The following is an 18,815-nucleotide window of genomic DNA, read 5'->3' as shown; positions in this document are numbered from 1 at the left end:
TGAGAATTTGGGCGAAGCGACCGGCCCTTTTGGTACGCTCGCGGAATGCTGCATCCGGTTCGCCGTCGATTCGAAGTGAGTGTTTCAGCTAGAACAGGCGAAGTTGGCGACTCGGCGGTTCGGAATTGGCTTGAGGACCATCAACGGACTCGGCCGCCTCGGGCCGATCGGCATTCGACGGAGGAGTGACATCGACCAACTGCGCTTCTCGATCGGGAACGGGCAGACGTCCGACTTTGCGGATGGCGTTACCCCACAATTGCAGCCGACCGGTCTCGTAGATTAGCTTGGCTTCGACGGCGAGAGTATTGCCCCACACGACGTGTCCGTAGTGGTTCCGCAGCGCGAGGTTGATCGCGGTCATGCGGACGCAGCGGAGGTCGATGTCCTGCCCGATGAAGTGCCAGTGCGGCTGCAACTCGGCCGAGGCCGTCAGCATGCGGCCGGAACCGCAACAGGGATCGTTGACCGTTCGCCGGCCCTCCAGCCCCGTGTCCTCGACTGGCAGGTTTAACCGAGCCATCATCTGGCAGACCGGCTCGGGTGTCATGAACTGGCCACGTTCCCCATAGGTGATCGCTCCCTGAAACAGATCGCCCAGCACGTCCTGACGTGTACGGTCCATGATGGCGACGAGTTGGCCGAACATTTCGGCAAGCTTGTCGCAGCCGCGTTCTCCTTTGGGGCCGTCCGTGTGTCGGGCGATCATGTCGAGGTACTCCTCCTCCATTCGTGGATGCCCGAGGGAACACACGACCGCGTGCAGGAAGTCTTCGAAAGCCTGGCCGCGGCTGACGCTGGAGCGCTGCGACACGTCTTCCAGCTGTTGAAAGAGTGATTCGGTCTCCCGGTACTGAAAGGACTCCTTGGCCAAGATGCGTGGGGGATCAGAACAGGCTGCCTTGCGGCGACTCGGCCAGCACTTCGTCCGCGCTGCCTACCGACGTGTTCTCGCACTTCGCCGCGGCCCTGCGTTTCAGACCGACTCGCTCGGCGTGACGTAGATCGTCCTGGCAGACGGTCACCTGCTCCATCGACGGAATCAGTTGCACCATGGCCCGGTTGTTCGCGTCGTCGACCGAGACGATCTCGCCGAAGACATCGCGGCCTTCGTGTCGAAATTCCACGGCGTCCCCGGGGTCGAACAGCGTCAACGCAGGTCGCGCGGGCACGGACGACTTCCTTACCGGCTCCGGCTGGCCGAGGTCGTTGTCGAGGACGTACCGAATATCGACCCGCAGGTCCTCGATCAGCTCTCGAAACAGCTGCAGCTCTTCGCAAAGTTGGTTGAGCAGTGGAACGAGCGGATGCCGCTCGGGAGGAGCCGATTCTGGTGCATTTTCAGGCGGCAAGAGAGTTGTCAGCGTGCCACAAGCGTGATGCTTGCGCAATGAACTCGGCGGTTTATTCACTTGCGCCGGTCGCCTCGTCGGTCTACTCTCGATGAGTTGACCGCATCTGCGTGAAGGAAATTTCCCTCAATAATTTCGGCCTCTTGATCGCTTACCTCGTCCCGGGTTTCGTGACGCTCTGGGGAGTGAGCTTTTCGTCACCGACGGTCAACGCCTGGCTCGGAGGTTCGACGGCCGATGCTCCGACTCTGGGCGGGTTTCTGTATGTGACGATTGCGTCCCTGGCGGCCGGTCTCACCGTCAGCACGGTCCGCTGGCTCGTGATCGATACGCTGCATCACCTGACAGGAATCCGGCGACCCAGCTGGGATTTCTCAAGACTGCAGGAGAACATCGACGCATTCGATCGCCTGATCGAGATTCACTACCGCTACTACCAATTTCACGCCAACGGACTGGTGGCAGTCGTCATCGCCTACTTCGGACGGCGGATCGGACTCGGATTCTGGAGCACGCCGTTCGGGATGGCGGAGGTCGCCTGCTTGCTTGTTGTGCCGATCCTGTTCGCCGGATCGAGAGACACACTGTCGAAGTACTATCGCAGAGCCGACGCTCTTCTGGACCGCACGGCTGCGTCGTGACAACTGCAGCTACTTGATACCCGCTGACTCCAAGAACTCGACCAGCGTGACGCCGTAGCAGCGGCAGAATTCGGCCAATTCAACGACATCGATACGTCGTTCCCCCGACTCGATTTTGGAAACGAACGACGCGTGTGAGCCGAACTTCTTCCCGACTTCCGCTTGCGTGAGTCCAGCTTCGTGGCGGGCGGCCCGAAGTGCGGCGAGTAATCGCTCATAGTTCTGAGTGTACCGCGACTTCTTCGTCATTGAGCCCAGCTACCCCGGAATTTCATTGCGGGAGCGTAGGGCGGCCGCTAGAATTTCCCAAAATGGGAAATTCCTGATCTGGGAAACCCGCAACTGGACCCTCGATACGGAGAAGTGTGATGACCAACGGAGGCGACCACGGACACGAACCGCAGACGACTTCCTCTTCATCAGGAGGTTCGACGCAAACGCCGAAGGACGGCAAGAAGAACTGAGCTGGTCGACTGTCGGGCGTCCGGTACGGAGCCCTCACGAAGCTCCGTACCGGACGTTTCTATTCCAGTTTGGTGATCGCTCACGACTTCATAGCTTGTCTGATAAACTGGCGGTATGATCGCTTTCGGGAATGGTCGTCCGCTCAAAGAAGTGCTGCCGGCGCTTATCGATGATGAACGGCGGCATCAGTTGATCCTGGAGGTTGTCGAGCGAAACAGCGTAATCGAAGGCCTCCCGCCGATGTCCGAAGAAGTGCGCTCGCAAATCCTCAACAATCTCCGTCGACTGTCGTCGGGTGCTGACCATACCGCTGCCGCGACACCCGCCGAATAACCTCACGTCGACGACCCCGTCCCGGCTGTGGCGGTAGCGTCGTCATCGAGAACGTCCGTGGGACACCCTTAACCAACAGCCGCATGTATCCGTGATACTTTGGAATCCGCATCAGGTCGTCGGGCGTCAGTCCGCTGCCGAGAAGTTCCGACAGAATCACGGCGTCTCGCGGTCCGACCGTCATCGCCAGCGTCGATCCACAATTGCCCAACACGGCGGCGAGCGTGTGGGAGTCGAGTTGTTCGAGCAATTGCGTCGCCAGCACATAGCTGACGCGGTACTTCCGGGATTCGGCCAGGGCATCAGCCATCGTCGGGTTGCCTTCCGACAGATACGTGTGGAACTCGTCGACCACGGCCACGCAATCGGTCCGATCCGACTCGGGAATGTTGGCCCGGCTCATGGCCGCGACCTGCAGCGATGACAGCAGCAGAGAGCCGAGCAGCGTCGAAGCATCATGCCCGACCGTGCCCTTCGACAGGTTGCAGATCAGAATTTTCGAGTCGTCGATCACCTCGCGGAGTTTAATGCCCTCGCCCGCCGGGTTCAGGATCGCCCGAAGCCGTTCGTTGGTCGTGAAGGCTCCCAACTTATTCTGCAAGCTGGCGATGTACTGCGTGCGGTCACGTTCCGACCAGCGGCCGAACTCGCCCGACCAGAACTGCCGGACGGCCTCGTTGGTGACCCGACCGGTGACCGACCGGCGGAAGTTGCTGTCGACCAGCAGACGGCCGACCGCATCGAGTGAGGCCTCCGGTGTCCCGACCAACGCGAGCAGGCAATTGCGGAAGATGTGCAGGAGTCGCGGAGCGGTCTCTTCCCTGAGGCCGAAGACTTGCTTAAATGCGGTCAGGACGCCGTCTGCGACCAGAGTCGGATCGGTGCCGCTCGGACCGAGCAGCGGGTTGAAGCCCACCGGGTACTTTCGATCCGATGCGTCGAAATAGACCACATCGTTCGTCCGGCTTCGCGGGACGACATCGAGCACGGCCTCGGCCAGTTGACCGTGCGGGTCGATCAGCACGACTCCGCGGCCGGCTTCCATCTGCTGCCGGACGACCGAGAGGAGAAACGTGGATTTGCCGCAACCGGTCTTACCGACCGCGATGAGGTGACGACGGAAGTCGTCGATGTTAATCCCGAATTGGTTTCGCTGTTCGCGGAACAAGACGCGTCCGAGGACGGTCGTGTCGGTCGAGGGTCGGCTTTGGCCGAGACTGACCGCCGGCTCGACCTCACGAAAGTCCGGCCGCTCGACGCGGGAGACTCCGTCTGCCGATTCGGTCAGCGGATGCCACAGTATGGCCACCTCGCTCACTCCCAGCAGAAATCCCCGCCCCCGTTGCGGCTGATTGCCTTGCCTCACCCGCGACGAGACGAACGCGGTCTCCGCGTCGGTGAACCGGCCGTAGGCCGCGGTTATGTCGGCCAGCTTGCGGCGGGTGACCTTCTCGGCATCGGGCGGTGCGGTGACGGTGATTCGCAACCGGCATTCGAACAGCGGCTCGCGGAACTTCGCCGGTAGATCGTCGGCCCGGGACGGGCCGAAAGCTTGCGGCCAATGCAGGAGTCGGACGAGCAAGCGAACCGCTCCAATCCGAATCGTGGAGGCTTGGAGGAAAAATCTCCTCAAAGGAAGGGACTTCATCCGGTCGGCTCGAATCGCGATTCGCTCGGCTTCTCTTACGCGGGATTTTCTCGCCGGACGGATTAAGAGCCGGGACTCACACTCCATCCGTCCCGAACGACCACTTCGCAGAGACGCGAACACTCCGGCCAATGGATCCGTCCAAGACCTCTCGCGACCGATGTCGGTGAACTCCGACGGGAGCCGAAGCGACATGATGTCCGGCCTGAGGTGCAGCTCAGTCGACCAGGCGATCCCGTCGCCGGTTGGTTCGCGTTGATCCGGCTTCACGGCCATGCCGGGATAGGCGTCGCGGAATTCGTCGGCGATGAGCCGGTAGGAATGCCTCGGGAGATCGGCCGCCAAGTTCGCTGTCCCTTCTCGGCTCAACAACACAAGTTCCGCGGGTTCGCCAGCACGGCACTGCTGATGCAAAGTCCTTAGCAGCGGCTCCGCGTGCAGCGGGCCTCGCGTGTTGCCGGTGGGTGAAGTCAGCAAGACCCTCATGTCGTGGCACGACGAATTCTCCCACAGGCCGACAGTTTCTCCAATCTTAAACTACAACATCGAGCAGCAGGTCCGCCTCCACAAGAACTCCTCATTGAAATGCATCTGTTCGCGGCAATGGCGGTCCGCAGTCCCTATAAAATCCGTCGCGGCCGAACAGAGCACGAAGTGCTCCCCGCTCCGTTCGGGGTGTGTGCCGGCGGGAGCGGGGCCCGTCGTGCCCGAACTGCCTGAGCGCGGCGATTCCGCCGTCCCGAAACGGGCGACCGGGTTCGAGTCGCTTCCGTCGAGGCTGCCGAGGCGACGCCACCGCTATCGACAGATTCGAGGGACGTTCGGCGTGGGAGGGCGGACGACCGCCCGATCGCGATCCGTGCCGGCATGGGGGAAGGGCTTCCGAAGGGACGCCTACGGTATCACGCCGAAGCCGGAGCCGTCATGCGTTCCGTCGGCTTTTCCGAAGCGACTTGGTTTAACGGAAGGATCGTTCGCTTTAGCCCGCGGTGATCGCGGAAGATTGCTTCTCGGTATGGATCATGCCGCATCAGCGTTTCCAATCCGCATCCCAAAAACACGGTCCGCTGGCGGTTCCGCATCACGTCGTTCGCCAGTGCGAACACATGATCGAGTCGGGCTTCACTCCGCGTCGTCACGAACAGGACCATGTAGCGATCGGGATCGTCCGCCGAGAACTGCGACTGATGGGCGTCGTAGGCTCGGAGTTTCCGCTCGATCGACTCGACATCCTGTCGGGTGCGGACCCGCTCGGAGCCGTTATCGAGTTCGACGTGAAAGCAATAGGACTTGCCCTCTCGTGTCTCCAATCGGAATCCGCAGTCGGGATAGACGGTAAAGGACCCGGTCTCCAGCCGGACACTGTTCTCACGGGCGAAGTGTGTCATTCGAATTCCGTGGTCCTGTCCGGCCGTGATCAATCGCACGACGAGCTGGGTGAGTGCGTGCGTGTGATGATGCCGGCCGTGGCCGATCTCTTCGAAGTGCCTTCGTCGAGGAAGCGGGGCATCCTCGCCGTAGAGCAACCGATAGCCGTCGCGGGTGAGCTTCCAGTAGCGCGGGGCGCGGCCGTCACCGACCAAAGCGTAAGGCCAACAGCGGATTAAGCCGGAAGCGCCCAGAAGTCTTAAACGCCGACGCAGATTATGCTCATCGCGAAACGGCATTTCGAACGTATTGCTGAGCCATTTTAGTTGAGCGGCGGTTAACGGGCAGCGGTCGATCGCTTCCAGTATTTCAATATCGCGGGGGCCGATCTTCGTGCGGAATTTCTTTGGCAAGGCAGTCTGAGCAGCGTAGCATAGGCACCATTAAAGTCCGCTTGCATGCCTCCCCGAAAGTCCGCCTACATCCGTGACGTCGACCGGCTCGTCGAAGAGACGAGCGTGGCCAGCGTCCTGTCTCACTACGGCCTCCAGCCGCCGGAGAAATCGAGCGGCGAGCACCGCATCCCCTGCGTGTTCAGCGAGTCCTGCCAGAAGAGCCAGTACGGCCAGTTAACGATTAAGCTCGACGATGTGGCTCACCGCATCTACTGCCACTCCTGCGGCGTCCGTGGGAACTTGCTGACGCTCATTCACGGCTTGGAGAAGCACGAGCCGCCAGCCGGCGGGAAACTCCGCGGCGACGAATTCAAAGCGGCCGTGAGCACCCTCCGGGAGATCCGAGGACTTCTGAATGGGGAATCGGACGAGAAGCCTTCGACATCCGCCAAGCTTGGCAAGCAGACTTCCTCAGTTGAACCGGCCTTCAACGTTCCCCTAGTCCGCCATGATAAAGGGGCCGCCCGCGAGCTGGCCGACCTGTGTGACGAACTCGTCACCGATGTGGCCGAAATGAGTCCCGAGGCGGCCGCCTACGTCCGCCAGCGGCCCTGGATGACGCCGGAACTGATGCGGAAGTGGGGTGTCGGCTGGATTCCCGGTAACGGTCGATCGCTATTCCGCAGGAACTACTTCGTCTACACGCACCGCAACGAACGGGGCGAGGTCGTCAGCTACTCCGGCCGCGATCTGTTCTTTGAGGAGAAATGGCAACAGTGGCTCCGCCGCGGCAAACCCGATGACGCTCGAAAACCCTTCAAACACCGCTACGTCAGCGGCTACCGCCGCGGCCTCGAACTCTACGGCGGTCACGCGACGCGCCTCGGCGACAGCTACGTGAAGGAATCTCTTGCGAACCGCGGGCTGGTCGTGGTCGAGGGCATGAACGAAGTCCTGCGGATGCACGACCTCGAAGTGGCCGCCATCGGCCTCGGCAGCAATCGAGCGACCGAGGAACAGATTGCGAAAATCGTGCGTTATGCCCGAAGTCTGGCCGACAATCGGGTGCTGCTACTTCCAGACTGTGACGAGGAAGGTGAGGACAGTTTTCGGGACCTACTGTGGAAGTTGGCCGAGAATCAGGTCGAGGTGCGGCTGGGGTGTAGCCGTACGATGTATGGCGGAAAGTTTGACGGGCGACAGCCGGAGAACTTCAGCAGCGACGAGTGGACCGCGATCGAGCAGCGCCAGGCGATCCGATTCACTGCAAACCGGACGCCGTGAGAGGAGCGATCGGACTGTGTCCGATTGGCGGAGCTTCCTCCGGAAACGGGAGCGAAGTGCGGCGACGCGTCGGGGGCACAGGCGAGGGACGAGCCGGAGGCCGCGACCCGCGGAGATTGAGCAGCCGTCCCCGGCGTCGTCGGTAGCTCCGCGGGTCGCGGGCGATAGCCCGTCGACGCGGAGCCCTCCTCGTGGAGTCCTTCCGTCGCCAGTCGGAGCGGCGATCGGGTTCAGTTCCCCTGACCCGATGAATGTTCCCGAGGCTGACCCTCTATGGGAACAGGCTTTCGATCAGCTTCCGGGAAACTGAATTCTCGATTAAATATCGCAGCCGAAATTCTCAATCAAACGGCGACCTCCGGTCGCTCTTTGTTATCATTTACTTTGTATCAATAGTCTTTGGCGTTGGCGAAGCGATTCGGTCAATTCACGATACCAGCCGTAGGCTTTGGACGATGGCCGAATCGGCGACTATTTAATCATCGAAAAAGGTAACGCAAGTTGCGGGCCTCTTCGTCAAAATGGTAACGCTGACTGCGGGCATTCGGCCCGAGAACGGTAACGCGAACTGCGGGCCTTAGTACTACTGATTTCCCCATCGCTGCTCCATCATCCGGCCGAGTGAGACTGGGCCGTCCCCGGCCCGCTCCGGATGGTCTTTGCGATACTGCCGGCGGAGGTTCATCCGGGCGGTGTATGCGGCGTTACGGCGGGCCTCGGGTTCGGACTGCCCCGATTCGCACAGTCCCTCAAAAATCCGCGTCATCACGTTCTGGAAGGCCTCCCGGCCTTCCTTGCGGATGTACTGCTCGAAGCCGTCGTCCTGAACCGTGGGACGATCCGTGCGCCTCTCGTCAGGGTTCTGTTCGAATTCTTTCTTACGGAGTTCCCGCCACCAGTCGGGCGGCGTGGTGCGTTTCTCGGCGGCTTCCCGGACGTGGTGCATAAAGAAGGCCTGCGGCGAGGTTCGAATTCTCTTCTGCTCGACCGCGGCGAGAGTGATGTCGGACCATTGCTGGAGCAATTGCGGCTTAAATTGCCGGAGCACCCGGTCGATCGTTTGTGCCTCGAGGCCGATCTGGCCGAGCGGGTCTCGTAGCGGCGACTCCACGCAAGCCGCTGAGCGAGGTTCTCGATCGAAATACGCACCTCGCCTGAAGCGAACAGCGTAGACGCCCTTGCTCCGCTTCGTAATCAATTCGACCACGGACTCCGCTCCTTCAGGCAGAGCAATGATTTCTTCCTTGAGGAGTTCAGTCGCCACTCGCAGTAGCTTCTGCCGAAGCGATTTCGTCGCCAGCGAGTCGGAGAAGCCGAGCGTGTTCACCGCGAGGTGCTTCAGGTCGAACGCCGGTGATTCGTCCATTCGATGAAAAATCTTCTGCAGCAGCAGGAACAGCCGCCGTGCGGCCGGACTCAAGCGGCGATAAGTCAGCAGGTCGAAGATGAAACTTCCCCGGATCGACTCGGCGATTTGGAAGAACTGCCTGTTCCAGACGAACTGCCAGGCCCGCGAGGAGGCCGGATCGGCCGGCAGGCTGTAGCCGAGGAGTCCGAACGCCACGTCGCGATGCTCGCCGCGGTGTGGGTCATAGAATCCGTTGCTCTGATAGATCACACCCGACAGCCGCCGGATCGCGTCGCGGAACTGCCGGTACCTCGTGCCCTGCTGCTGACGCCCGGTGTCGACGATTCCAAGTTGCCGCAAGCACCAGTGCGGCGTGGCTGAAAACTCCTCGGTCGGCTCCGGCTGGGCCAGCGTGAGGGCGAGCAGGCCGTAGAGATAGAGTTCGTCATGCGGCGAGAGGCCGAACGGGGCGGCGACGGTCGCATACGCGGTTTTTCGGTTTCGGTTGCGATCGGTGTACTCGAAACTGACCTCATGGCTCAATCCCTCGGCCATGCCCGCAGTCATGTCGAGCGGACAGAGTGCGTGCTCGACGAACGTCAGCGGCGCCAGGCCGGAGCCGGCGTGCAACGCACGCTTCTTCTCGTCGGGCCGATCACGGGTGGAGTTTGCAGGCAATCAGAGATTGAAAGAGATTAACCGCGGCCGAACAGCCGGATCGGCCGCCGCCAGAACGGCTTGTGCCGCGAGTTGTTTTCACTGGGCGACGGCAACGCCCCCGCAGATTTCTGCTGCAGGTCCTTAATCAGAACATGGCTTTCCCGCAGCCGCTCGTTCATCTCAGCCAGCTGCCCGTCCTTGGTCCGCACCTGCTCTTCCAGAAACGAAACGTACTGGTCCTTCCCCTGCAGCTGCGACCGCAACACGTCCGCCTCATCCCGACTTCCCTTCTTTGAGGAGTCTCCCGGCCGACGCCTCCGCGTCGTGTCCTCCACTGGAAACCGCTTCAAAAGCAAGTCTCGATGCACCTTCCATGCATACTGCTCGCCCGAAGTCTGCTTCCGCTCCAGTTCGTCGGGCTCGGGCAGGACGGAGGAGCGGTCGGGGTGACCGGGGTCGTCGGCAATCTCACGCAGCACACGCTTGATCGTCGTTTCGGAACGACCGGTGAGTTCAGTGGCCTGACGGACGGTGAGGAAAGGCGAAATCGGAATAAGAAAGGAAAGGTAGCGCGATCCTAGCGCAGAGTCGCCCGCGTATCAAGATTTCCGACTTCGCGTTCAGACGAAAACTCCGCTTCGCTACCCAGTTGCCGGACTCCGACCCACGCGAGAACGTTGCCACCGATGATCAATACCAGTCCGACTGGCCAGCGAATTACGACAGGCCAGCCAAGGCCGTTCCAGTCGAGCAAACCGACAACGATGAAGCCGCCGAATGAGAGAAGTGTCAGAAGCTAAACAAAATGGTATTGCCAAGTCTGTTGAGACGGTAGCGGCCAGATGCGTTTCGATGGCCGCACGATCGCTCGCATCGCCTTCGCTAATCGGGCTTCATCAGAACGCGGCTTCGGAACGCTTCGCTGGACCGAACGGGGCTGGCCGATGACTCGACAGGCCCTAGGTTCGGAGACGTTAAACGACTTCTTTAAATCTTCGGCGGCAACGCGCTTCCGAGAGGGCCCTCGGACAAACGTCCGGAATTAACAGTGGGTAGTTTTTTGATGCGACGTGCTTGAGCATCTTAATGTCCAACTGTTGCTCGGCGACAATCTCCTTGGGTCGCTTGTTCTCGCCTTCGAGGGACTTCAGCCGCTTGGCTTGAATTACGTACTACCGCCCTGCGCTCGGCTGACATTAAGTCAGCCGTGCTCTGTTGCTTCCCGCCGTACTGATTGCGCCAGCGGTAGTAGCTCTTCTCGCTGACCTCCAGCGTCTGAAGCACCGCCGCCAGGTCTTGGCCGGCATTCAGCATCGCATCCGCATCACGCAGCTTGGCGACGATCTGCTCCGGCGTGTGTCGTTTTCGCTTCTTCGTCATGATGAGTCTCCTTGGCCCAGGATGGACTGACCTTCCCCCCGATTTTTGATCCATGCGGAGTGCGAGTTTTTTCGTTACTTTGCACTTTTGGAAAAGGAGACGGGAAGGATGAAGCAGAAGCGATTTACCGAGGAGCAGATTGCCTTCGCGCTGCGGCAGCACGAGTCGGGGACGACGGTGGCCGAGATCGTCCGGAAGCTCGGCGTGAGCGAGCAGACCTTTTATCGCTGGAAGAAGAAATTCGCCGGGATGGGTGTCGCTGAGGTCCGCAAGCTCAAGCAGCTTGAAGAGGAGAACGGTAAGTTGAAGCAGCTCGTTGCCGACCTCAGTCTTGATAAGAAGATGCTTCAGGATGTGCTGTCAAAAAAGCTGTAAAGCCTGTCCGTCGCCGCATTCTCGTCAACGAGATGCAGGTCTGCTATGCGGTCAGCGAACGGCCGCCTGCGGGGCATTGGGGTTTCCGCGAACGAGCCATCGCTACCGGAGTGTGCGCGATGAGCGGGCTGAGTTGAGGGTTCGGATCAATGATCTGGCAAGCAGTCGGCCGCATTACGGTTATCGACGGCTTATATCTTGCTTCGCCGAGAGGGCTGGAACGTGAATCACAAGCTGGTCTATCGGCTGTACGTCGATGAAAGTCTGCAAATGCGAAGGAAACGGCCGCGGCGGAATCGCAGCTGTCTGATTCGCGTTACCAGGGAAGTTGCCGTGGCCCGCAATGACACATGGAGCATGGACTTCATCGCCGACCAGCTCTTTTCGGGGCAGCGATTTCGGCTATTGACGTTAGTCGATAACTTTAGCCGGATGAGCCCGGCGATCGAGGTTGGGCACCAAGTCACCGGCGACCATGTTGTGGCAATTCTGGAGAGGGCCACTAAAGAGCATGGGATGCCGAAGCAGATCTAGGTCGATAATGCCGCCGCTGGCGGTTTGAAACCGGGCGTTGCCCGGCCGGAGTTTATATCGAAGTCACTCGACTGCTGGGCCTATTGGAACAAGGTGAAACTGGACTTCAGTCGTCCGGGGAAACCGACGGACAATCCATTCGCGGAATCGTTCAACGGCAGGTTGCGGGCGGAATGTCTCAACGAGCACTGGTTACTGTCGTTGCAGGATGCTCAAGAGAAGGTCGACCAGTGGCGTCACGACTACAACCACATCCGACCCCACAGCAGTCTGGGGCAGGTCCCCCCGGCCGAATTCGCCGCTCAGGTATCATCCTCCGGCTACGCCTCCGGATGATGCCTGAGCACCCTGTTTACTAACACCCCAACTGGATCAAAGTTGGGGGCAAGGTCAACACCGGTTAGACTCTCATACCAACTGGACCGGAAATTGGGGAGCAGGGCCGCTGCAGTCTTCCGGACTTGCAGCAGAATGATCCCTTCTCACAGACGATCTTTCGTGACCAACGCGGGCTTCGACGTTTTCGCGTGCCTGCGATGCGATCAGAACGATCAAAGAAGCCAGTTAGTGCAGTCCGTACCGATTCATCTTGTAGTGAAGAGTTCTTACACTGACGCCGAGGGCTTTTGCGGTCTGTTCTCGGTGGCAGTCGTTGGCGGCGAGTGCGGATTGGATGGCGGTTTTCTCGGCGGCTTCTGTGACTTCAGCGAGAGAGAGGAATTCGGTCGACTCGGATGCGGTGGCTGACTTGAGGTCGCTGGGAAGATCAGTGGGTGTGATTGCGTCGCCCGCCACGGTGACGACCAGTCGTTCGATGACGTTGCGGAGCTGACGGATGTTGCCGGGCCAGCTTGCTGCAATAAGGACGTTCATGGCATCGGAATCAATCTTCTTTTCCTCGCGGCGATGGCGGGAACAAAAGTGGCTCAGGAAGTGACTGGCGAGAAGTGGGATATCGTCGCGACGTTGTCGCAGTGGCGGTACTTCGATTGGGACGATGTTTAGCCGATAGAAAAGGTCTTCGCGGAAAGCGCCGTCCTCAACGAGTTGCTGGACGTCACGATTGGTTGCGGACACGATACGAGCATCGGATTCAAGAGTTTCCTCGCCACCGACAAGGGCGAACTGGCCGGTCTCCAAGACTCGTAATAGATCGACCTGACTCTTGGCGGGAATCTCAGTGATCTCGTCGAGGAACAGTGTGCCGGATTTCGCGAGTGCAAAACAACCCGGCTTTCGTCGTGATGCACCAGTGAACGAACCCTTCTCGTGACCGAACAGTTCGCTTTCAAGAAGTGATTCAGGGAGTGCCCCGAGATTCACTGCGACAAACGTGCCTGTCGAACGCGTACTCAGGTCGTGAATCGCTCGGGCGATGAGTTCCTTTCCAGTTCCGCTCTCGCCCTGAATCAGGACGGTCGCGTCCGTGTCTGCAACCTGCCGAACCTGAGTCAGCACTTCCTTGAGGGCTCGGCAGTTGCCAACAATTCCGGAGACTTCGCCGACTTCGGCAAGTTTTTCCTTGAGTTGCCGATTCTCTGTTTGCAGTTGATAGTGTTCCCGTGCTTTAGCGACTTGCTGACGGATCAGATTCAGGTCGACGGGCTTGGTAATGAAGTCGAACGCACCGCGTCGCATTGCATCGACGGCTGTTTCAACTGTCCCGTGAGCCGTAATGACAATGGCTGTTGTGCCGGGTTTGCGTTGCTGGACGAGTAACACCAGCTCTAACCCATCTCGGTCTCCGGGGAGCCTCACATCGGCGATGACAAGTTGAAAACGACCGGCATCGAACTTGTCTAACGCTTCGTTGACAGTTCCAGCGGTTTCAATTCGGCTCGCTTCTTTTGCCAAGCCTTTAGCCAGCCCCGAACGAATATTGGGTTCGTCATCAACGATCAGAATGTGAAATTCTTCATCCATGCACGCTACTCAGATTGATCGGTGTTCGTTGGACGGATTGGCAGAGTCATTTCAAAAGTCGTTCCCTTGCTGGAGGATCGAAACGCAAGACTGCCATCGTGTTGCCGCATGATCTTGTCGCACATTGCAAGTCCCAGACCGGTACCGGAACCCTTGGTCGTAAAGTATGCGTCGAAAACCTTGTCGTGCAGTGAAGTGGGAATTCCAGAACCAGAATCAGTCACTTCGATTCCCGCGATTTCGCCTGAATGGAATGGCTTGATCATGACAGACCCACCATCGGGCATCGCATCCAGCGCATTGAGCAGCAAGTTGAGCAAAACCTGTTCCAATCGGACTTGGTCGGCGAAGATGGTAGGCAAATCGTCTACTGGAATCTGCGTGTCGAGCGTGACCTGATGCTGTAGCGCAGTCGGGCGAACCAACTCGACCTGCCGCTTGATGAGTTCCTGCAAATCGACCGGTCCGAGGTTTAACCGGTCGATCGATGCGAAGTCGCGGAAGCCTTCCAGAACGCCGCCAATGCGAGAAACCTCAGTCTTAATGACGCCAAGCATATGCCACGTTTCATTTGACGTGTTGCCGCCGTCGATTTCTTCTTCGAGTAACTGGACGTGCAGTGAAAGCGCTGCGAGCGGGTTCTTGATCTCATGGTGAAGGCCCACCGCCAGCGTTCCCAGCCCCATGTATCTTTCCATTCTCCGCATTCGATCTTCGATCAGCAGGCGCTCCGTGATGTCACGAAGCTGCAAAACATTGCCGATCTCGTTGTCTTCATGGTCGCTGAGCGTTTGGCAGAATGCACGAAGCGTCCGTTCAGAGCCGTTCCCGTCAATAGTGAAGTCTCGCGTCATCGCGACGTTTTTTTCAACTTGCCACTGGGTGCGAAAATCGTCAAGTGGAAGCTTGTCCGACAACATCGATAACGGGTGCCCAACGCACTCCTCTTGTGGACCGACCAACTCCAACCCGCGACGGTTGATGCTGGTGACGTTGCCATCGGCGTCGGTTGTGATGACTGCCTGATCCATGCTGCTGAGGATGTCACCTGCAAGCGCTTTGATGTCACGTAGCGATTCCTGTGACGAGCGGTACGCACGCCACAACAGAACGACGGCAAATCCCGTGACGACCAGATTCAGTACGACCAGCATGCTGAGCCGAAACTGCCAGCGAAGTTCGCCAGCCAGTACTTCCGCCGACTTCGTGGCATCGTCCGGCAGTTTGCGAATCAGCTCATCGACGATTTCCTGTTCACGGAGAAAGTCGACCATCACCCAAATCGTTACCCCCAGCGCAGCGGCACTCATTAGCAACAGGCCAATAACCGCAAGCCAATAAAATTTTCCCGTCTCTTCGGTATGAACTCGAAACATAAATGGAATGTCTCTGGCAAGACGTGGCGTGATGTCGCAGAAATTGGAATACCGTTGGCAATAATACGAACTTTCGCAAATTACTGTCCAAACACGAAAAGAGATAATTGTCCTATGCGACACGCAATACAACTTCCTCAACAAACCAGAAGACGAGCATAGCGGAGGACCGATCCGGGTGCAGCCATCGCCACGCTTTTCATCCCGTTGAGCTTCATCGCTGGACTGTACGGAATGAATTTCAACACGCAGGCATCGAAGTGGAACATACTCGAACTGAACTGGGCGATGGGGATAACCGTTCGCCCTCTATCTCGTGACTTCGATAGCCTGCGTGCTGATCTCCTTTGATTGGAGACATGGCTGGTTGACCTAATTGAAGACAGAATCTGTGCGACATCTTGCAGGCGAACCGCAAATACCTGCACGCCGGGTACTGAATCCTGGATGCTTCGACATGGTTCGAGGAAGGTTGTGGGCCAGAACAGAGTGAATGGGTGAACTCGTTATGCTGGTCGTGCCGATCTTATGGGTACAACCGGTCTTACCGATTTTGCTAGATTCACCGGCTATTCATGGATGACCCGATGTTTCGACAGATCACTTTAATGCTTTTTATCACCCTTTACGCTGGGGCATCCGCAACGGTGCAGGCTCAGGTGACCGCCGGAATTACACCTTGCGAAGCTCGGATTCAGGCACTCGAAGAGGAAGTCGCTACACTGCGACAAGCGACGCCAGCATCTATGACATCAGCGACACCGACGGATCTTCCGTCTAGGCATGCGTCGCTATGGACGAGCGATTATGACTCCAGCACGTTGGACAATCCCATCGTGGATGCGTCGAAGTACCCAGCGGTCAAGATGACCGGATTCTTTCAGGCCGACGCCGGTTGGATTCATCAGAACGCGGCCAATCGAATCGCTGTGGGCGACATTCAGGACGGTGCGGACTTTCGTCGAGCAAGGCTTGCGGCAACCGGCGATGTGGCCGAAAACGTGGGCTACATGGTTGAGTTCGACTTTGGTTTTCCCGGTCGCCCCAGCTTCATGGACGTCTGGCTGGAAGTTCGTGATACGCGTCTTGGCGACGTGAAGGTTGGTCAGTTTCGACATCCGATTGGTCTTGGTGGACTAACAAGTGTGAAGGAGTTGACTTTCATTGAACGCGGATTGCCGTTCGCTTTCCTACCGTTTCGACAGATTGGAGCGATGACGTCTGGTGCAGACGAAGACGCTGGTCGAACGTGGGCCTTGTCAGGCTTTCGTTTCCCAACCGATGTGTTCGGTGGTCAAATCGGTGACGACGGAGGGTACGGATTGGCCACGCGGTTGACTCAGGTAGTTTTCGAGGATGCCAATGGTAGAGTCGTCCACATCGGCGGAGCGTACAGCCTGATCGACCCGGCAAACGATGCAGTGCGGTATCGCAGTCAGCCGGAGTTCTTCATCGCAGAAACCGGTGGAGCTGCATTCGTCCCCGCCGGAGTCCCATCAGCCGTTCCGCCGTTTGTTGATACGGGTGTCATCGCGACGAAAAAGTCGCATCTGTTCGGGGCGGAGTTGGCTACGACCAGCGGCTCGTTTCATGCACAGTCGGAATTCATCCACGCGATCGTCAATCGCAACGCAGGGCCAACTGTTAGCTTTTCAGGGGTGTCGGTTCAGGCCGGTTACATCCTGACGGGCGAGCATCGTCCCTATAACCGTAAGGCAGGAGTGCTGGGACGGGTGGTGCCAACCAACGACTTCGGCGAATGCGGCTGCGGTGCATGGGAGATCGCCGCTCGCTGGTCTATGCTCGATTTGAACAACGCAGATATTCGCGGCGGACGGCTCAACACGTCGACGCTTGGTCTGAACTGGTATCTCAACAAGTTCACCAAGTTCCAGTTCAATTACATCCACGCCTTCCTAGACAACCCCGTCAACGGCGACAGCGACGCCGACATCTTTGCCATGCGGGCTCAAGTGGACTTCTGATTGAAAAGAGCAGCCGACCTGAGCCCGCAGTGCTGAAGTCGGCATTAGAACAATGTCATCAGCAGAAGAAATCCGAGTGCTGTCAAGTCGTGGCGGGAATTCGGTCAAAGACATCGACTCACTGACTATCAGCGAAGCAAAGCACCCATCCCCGAATCACCGAGTGAGCCCCATGTCTGCCAAATTCTTCCGGACTGCCCCCTACGCCGACGATGCGATGAACCTTCCTGTTCGTGATGTCGAGCAGGCCATACCGTTTTATGAATCGAAGATGGGATTCCGAGTGGTGTCTCGATCGGAGGATGATTGCCGTCGCGTGACACTCGGACGCGACACGATTCAGATTGGCCTCGCGGAAAACGGTGGCGATCCTTCGCAGGAAGGCTGCTTCTTTGAAGTTGACGATGTGGAAGCTGCTCTTGCGGAACTACAACGGTACGGCTTGGAACTCAAGCCGGATATTCAACACCAGACGCACGGTGGAACGGACTATCGATTGTTCTTCGTTGTTGCGCCTGATGGACTGTGCTACTGCATCGGACAAGCTGACAAGTGATGGCAACCATAGCATTCATGAGGCTCTTGCCGAGTACGCAAGTGAGGGAGACCAACGGCGACTCGCGTGCGAAGTGGGGTGCTTTCGAGCTGGAGCAGAGTCGTCCAAATGCAATACAGATGGAAGATTCTGCGGGCCGATTATGGCAATGGTCTTATTGCGACTCGTCTCACCCGCGATGACCTCGACGCTGGACTTCGGAACGCCGCACAGTTTGGCGAACCAGCGAATCAGGTGAGCGTTCGCTTTGCCGTCGACCGGCGGTGCCGTGATTGTCACCTTCAAACGATCGCCAAGCAATCCGGCGATGGAGTCTTTCGATGATCGTGGAACGACCTTCAGTCGCAGATGAAGGTCGCCGTCTTTCCAGTCAAAATGCGACATGCCTAAATCGGAGGCAGTGTTCGGTCACCCGGCGTGGCTGGTTCGACATCTTCGACCGGCAGGAATGCATTCTTCTCCGGAGTGTAACCGAAGACTTCGCCGGTCTCGAACTTGTAAACCCAACCGTGAAGCTTCAGGTCGCCCCGTCCGACTGCGGCGGCAACTGACGGGTGAGTCTTCAGGCTTTCGAGTTGCACCAAGACATTTTCTTCAACCGTCAGCGTCAGACGTTTGGCTGGGTCGGTCAGGTGCTTGTAATTTTCGTTGACGATCCGACGTGTTGCTTCCGCGTGCTTCAGATATTCCTTGACCGCCGGCATTTGTTCGATGGAATCCGGATCAAGTAGCCCCCCCATCGCTCCACAGTGCGAGTGGCCACAGATGATGATGTCTTTGATTCCAAGAGCCATCACCGCGTACTCAATCGTGCATGCCTCCCCCGCGAAGACGCTGCCGTACGGAGGAACGATGTTTCCGGCGGTTCGCTGAATGAATAATTCGCCGGGCTTCGTTTGCGTCAGCCGGTTCGGGTCGATACGCGAATCCGAGCAAGTGATGAACAGAGCCAGTAGATTCTGGCCATCGGCCAGCGTCTCGAACAGCTTCTGATCCTGACTGAATGATTCCGATTGGAATTTGTGGATTCCGTCGACGAGTTTCTGCATTGGATTCGATTCCTATTTTCACTGCACCCAGCGAGTGCAGCGTATTGCACTTGGCCTGCAAACATTTGCACGTCCGTTTGGCTTCGATTGTAACGCTTGGGGCTTATTTTTGCTGCCCCACGGCTCTTACCTTGTCCATTCGC

Annotated in this window: 15 protein-coding genes and 3 pseudogenes; 6 read left to right on the top strand and 12 right to left on the bottom strand. The window is 58.5% G+C overall.

All coding sequences use genetic code 11. The features are described 5' to 3' along the window. Nucleotides 1-88 precede the first annotated feature (88 nt). Nucleotides 89-814 (bottom strand): N-6 DNA methylase, encoded by a 726-nt coding sequence (locus Pan189_RS13495; RefSeq protein ID WP_310820464.1) that lies wholly within the window; start codon nt 812-814, stop codon nt 89-91. 73 nt (nt 815-887) lie between these two features. Further along, nucleotides 888-1,352 carry a hypothetical protein gene (locus tag Pan189_RS13490; protein WP_145364500.1) on the bottom strand — a complete coding sequence of 155 codons (465 nt, stop codon included), beginning with the start codon at nt 1,350-1,352 and terminating at the stop codon, nt 888-890. 110 nt (nt 1,353-1,462) lie between these two features. Here Pan189_RS13490 and Pan189_RS13485 point away from each other — a divergent pair, with 110 nt between their 5' ends. Beyond that, on the top strand, nt 1,463-1,993 hold the full coding sequence (locus Pan189_RS13485; protein ID WP_145364499.1) for a hypothetical protein: 531 nt from the start codon (nt 1,463-1,465) through the stop codon (nt 1,991-1,993). A gap of 9 nt (nt 1,994-2,002) precedes the next feature. On the opposite strand, the gene Pan189_RS13480 is transcribed toward Pan189_RS13485, so the two are convergent. The 3 genes from Pan189_RS13480 to Pan189_RS13470 all read right to left on the bottom strand — a co-directional run bounded on the left by Pan189_RS13480 (nt 2,003) and on the right by Pan189_RS13470 (nt 6,220). Continuing rightward, nucleotides 2,003-2,242, bottom strand: coding sequence for a helix-turn-helix domain-containing protein (locus Pan189_RS13480; RefSeq protein WP_145364498.1), 240 nt, complete (start codon nt 2,240-2,242; stop codon nt 2,003-2,005). Nucleotides 2,243-2,726: 484 nt separating this feature from the next. Beyond that, nucleotides 2,727-4,916: a type IV secretory system conjugative DNA transfer family protein gene (locus tag Pan189_RS13475; RefSeq protein WP_310820463.1), complete on the bottom strand. Its 2,190-nt coding sequence runs from the start codon at nt 4,914-4,916 to the stop codon at nt 2,727-2,729. A gap of 425 nt (nt 4,917-5,341) precedes the next feature. Beyond that, nucleotides 5,342-6,220, bottom strand: a complete 879-nt coding sequence (locus Pan189_RS13470) for a replication-relaxation family protein (RefSeq protein WP_310820462.1) — start codon at nt 6,218-6,220, stop codon at nt 5,342-5,344. A 45-nt stretch (nt 6,221-6,265) separates the two neighbouring features. Here Pan189_RS13470 and Pan189_RS13465 point away from each other — a divergent pair, with 45 nt between their 5' ends. After that, complete coding sequence (locus Pan189_RS13465; RefSeq protein ID WP_310820461.1) at nt 6,266-7,486, top strand: toprim domain-containing protein; 1,221 nt, start codon at nt 6,266-6,268, stop codon at nt 7,484-7,486. 583 nt (nt 7,487-8,069) lie between these two features. Here Pan189_RS13465 and Pan189_RS13460 read toward each other — a convergent pair. The 3 genes and pseudogenes from Pan189_RS13460 to Pan189_RS13445 all read right to left on the bottom strand — a co-directional run. After that, nucleotides 8,070-9,512 (bottom strand): hypothetical protein, encoded by a 1,443-nt coding sequence (locus Pan189_RS13460; RefSeq protein WP_145364496.1) that lies wholly within the window; start codon nt 9,510-9,512, stop codon nt 8,070-8,072. Between the two features lie 17 nt (nt 9,513-9,529). Then, on the bottom strand, nt 9,530-9,973 hold the full coding sequence (locus tag Pan189_RS13455) for a hypothetical protein (protein WP_145364495.1): 444 nt from the start codon (nt 9,971-9,973) through the stop codon (nt 9,530-9,532). A gap of 585 nt (nt 9,974-10,558) precedes the next feature. Further along, a pseudogene (locus tag Pan189_RS13445) lies at nt 10,559-10,874 on the bottom strand (transposase); the annotation flags it as partial. Between the two features lie 108 nt (nt 10,875-10,982). On the opposite strand from Pan189_RS13445, the pseudogene Pan189_RS13440 reads away from it, so the two are divergent. Next, nucleotides 10,983-12,119: pseudogene (locus tag Pan189_RS13440) on the top strand (IS3 family transposase). 228 nt (nt 12,120-12,347) lie between these two features. On the opposite strand, the gene Pan189_RS13435 reads toward Pan189_RS13440, so the two are convergent. Next, a complete protein-coding gene (locus tag Pan189_RS13435; protein WP_145364493.1) occupies nt 12,348-13,706 on the bottom strand; it encodes a sigma-54-dependent transcriptional regulator in 1,359 nt (452 codons plus the stop codon). A 5-nt stretch (nt 13,707-13,711) separates the two neighbouring features. After that, on the bottom strand, nt 13,712-15,082 hold the full coding sequence (locus tag Pan189_RS13430; protein ID WP_145364492.1) for a two-component system sensor histidine kinase NtrB: 1,371 nt from the start codon (nt 15,080-15,082) through the stop codon (nt 13,712-13,714). A gap of 186 nt (nt 15,083-15,268) precedes the next feature. Between Pan189_RS13430 and Pan189_RS21705 the strand changes: the two genes are divergently transcribed. The 3 genes from Pan189_RS21705 to Pan189_RS13415 all read left to right on the top strand — a co-directional run bounded on the left by Pan189_RS21705 (nt 15,269) and on the right by Pan189_RS13415 (nt 17,623). Beyond that, on the top strand, nt 15,269-15,433 hold the full coding sequence (locus Pan189_RS21705) for a CorA family divalent cation transporter (RefSeq protein WP_145366192.1): 165 nt from the start codon (nt 15,269-15,271) through the stop codon (nt 15,431-15,433). 236 nt (nt 15,434-15,669) lie between these two features. After that, entirely contained in the window at nt 15,670-17,067 is a 1,398-nt protein-coding gene (locus Pan189_RS13420; RefSeq protein ID WP_310820459.1) for an OprO/OprP family phosphate-selective porin, read from the top strand. A 172-nt stretch (nt 17,068-17,239) separates the two neighbouring features. Continuing rightward, entirely contained in the window at nt 17,240-17,623 is a 384-nt protein-coding gene (locus Pan189_RS13415) for a VOC family protein (RefSeq protein ID WP_145364490.1), read from the top strand. Nucleotides 17,624-17,734: 111 nt separating this feature from the next. On the opposite strand, the pseudogene Pan189_RS13410 reads toward Pan189_RS13415, so the two are convergent. Both Pan189_RS13410 and Pan189_RS13405 read right to left on the bottom strand, forming a co-directional pair. Continuing rightward, a pseudogene (locus Pan189_RS13410) lies at nt 17,735-18,007 on the bottom strand (DUF167 domain-containing protein); the annotation flags it as partial. A 2-nt stretch (nt 18,008-18,009) separates the two neighbouring features. Then, nucleotides 18,010-18,672 carry a carbonic anhydrase gene (locus tag Pan189_RS13405; protein WP_145364488.1) on the bottom strand — a complete coding sequence of 221 codons (663 nt, stop codon included), beginning with the start codon at nt 18,670-18,672 and terminating at the stop codon, nt 18,010-18,012. Nucleotides 18,673-18,815: the final 143 nt, after the last annotated feature.

The sequence above is a fragment of the Stratiformator vulcanicus genome (assembly GCF_007744515.1).
Classification (GTDB): Bacteria; Planctomycetota; Planctomycetia; order Planctomycetales; family Planctomycetaceae; genus Stratiformator; species Stratiformator vulcanicus.
This window is presented reverse-complemented; position numbering and strand designations above follow the sequence as displayed.

Bases quoted from the DNA above. Each gene is read 5' to 3' on its own strand.
- Pan189_RS13435 (WP_145364493.1), bottom strand. From the start codon at position 13,706: ATGGATGAAGAATTTCACATTCTGATCGTTGATGACGAACCCAATATT.
- Pan189_RS13415 (WP_145364490.1), top strand. From the start codon at position 17,240: ATGTCTGCCAAATTCTTCCGGACTGCCCCCTACGCCGACGATGCGATG.
- Pan189_RS13480 (WP_145364498.1), bottom strand. From the start codon at position 2,242: ATGACGAAGAAGTCGCGGTACACTCAGAACTATGAGCGATTACTCGCC.
- Pan189_RS13465 (WP_310820461.1), top strand. From the start codon at position 6,266: ATGCCTCCCCGAAAGTCCGCCTACATCCGTGACGTCGACCGGCTCGTC.
- Pan189_RS13405 (WP_145364488.1), bottom strand. From the start codon at position 18,672: ATGCAGAAACTCGTCGACGGAATCCACAAATTCCAATCGGAATCATTC.
- Pan189_RS13420 (WP_310820459.1), top strand. From the start codon at position 15,670: ATGTTTCGACAGATCACTTTAATGCTTTTTATCACCCTTTACGCTGGG.
- Pan189_RS13430 (WP_145364492.1), bottom strand. From the start codon at position 15,082: ATGTTTCGAGTTCATACCGAAGAGACGGGAAAATTTTATTGGCTTGCG.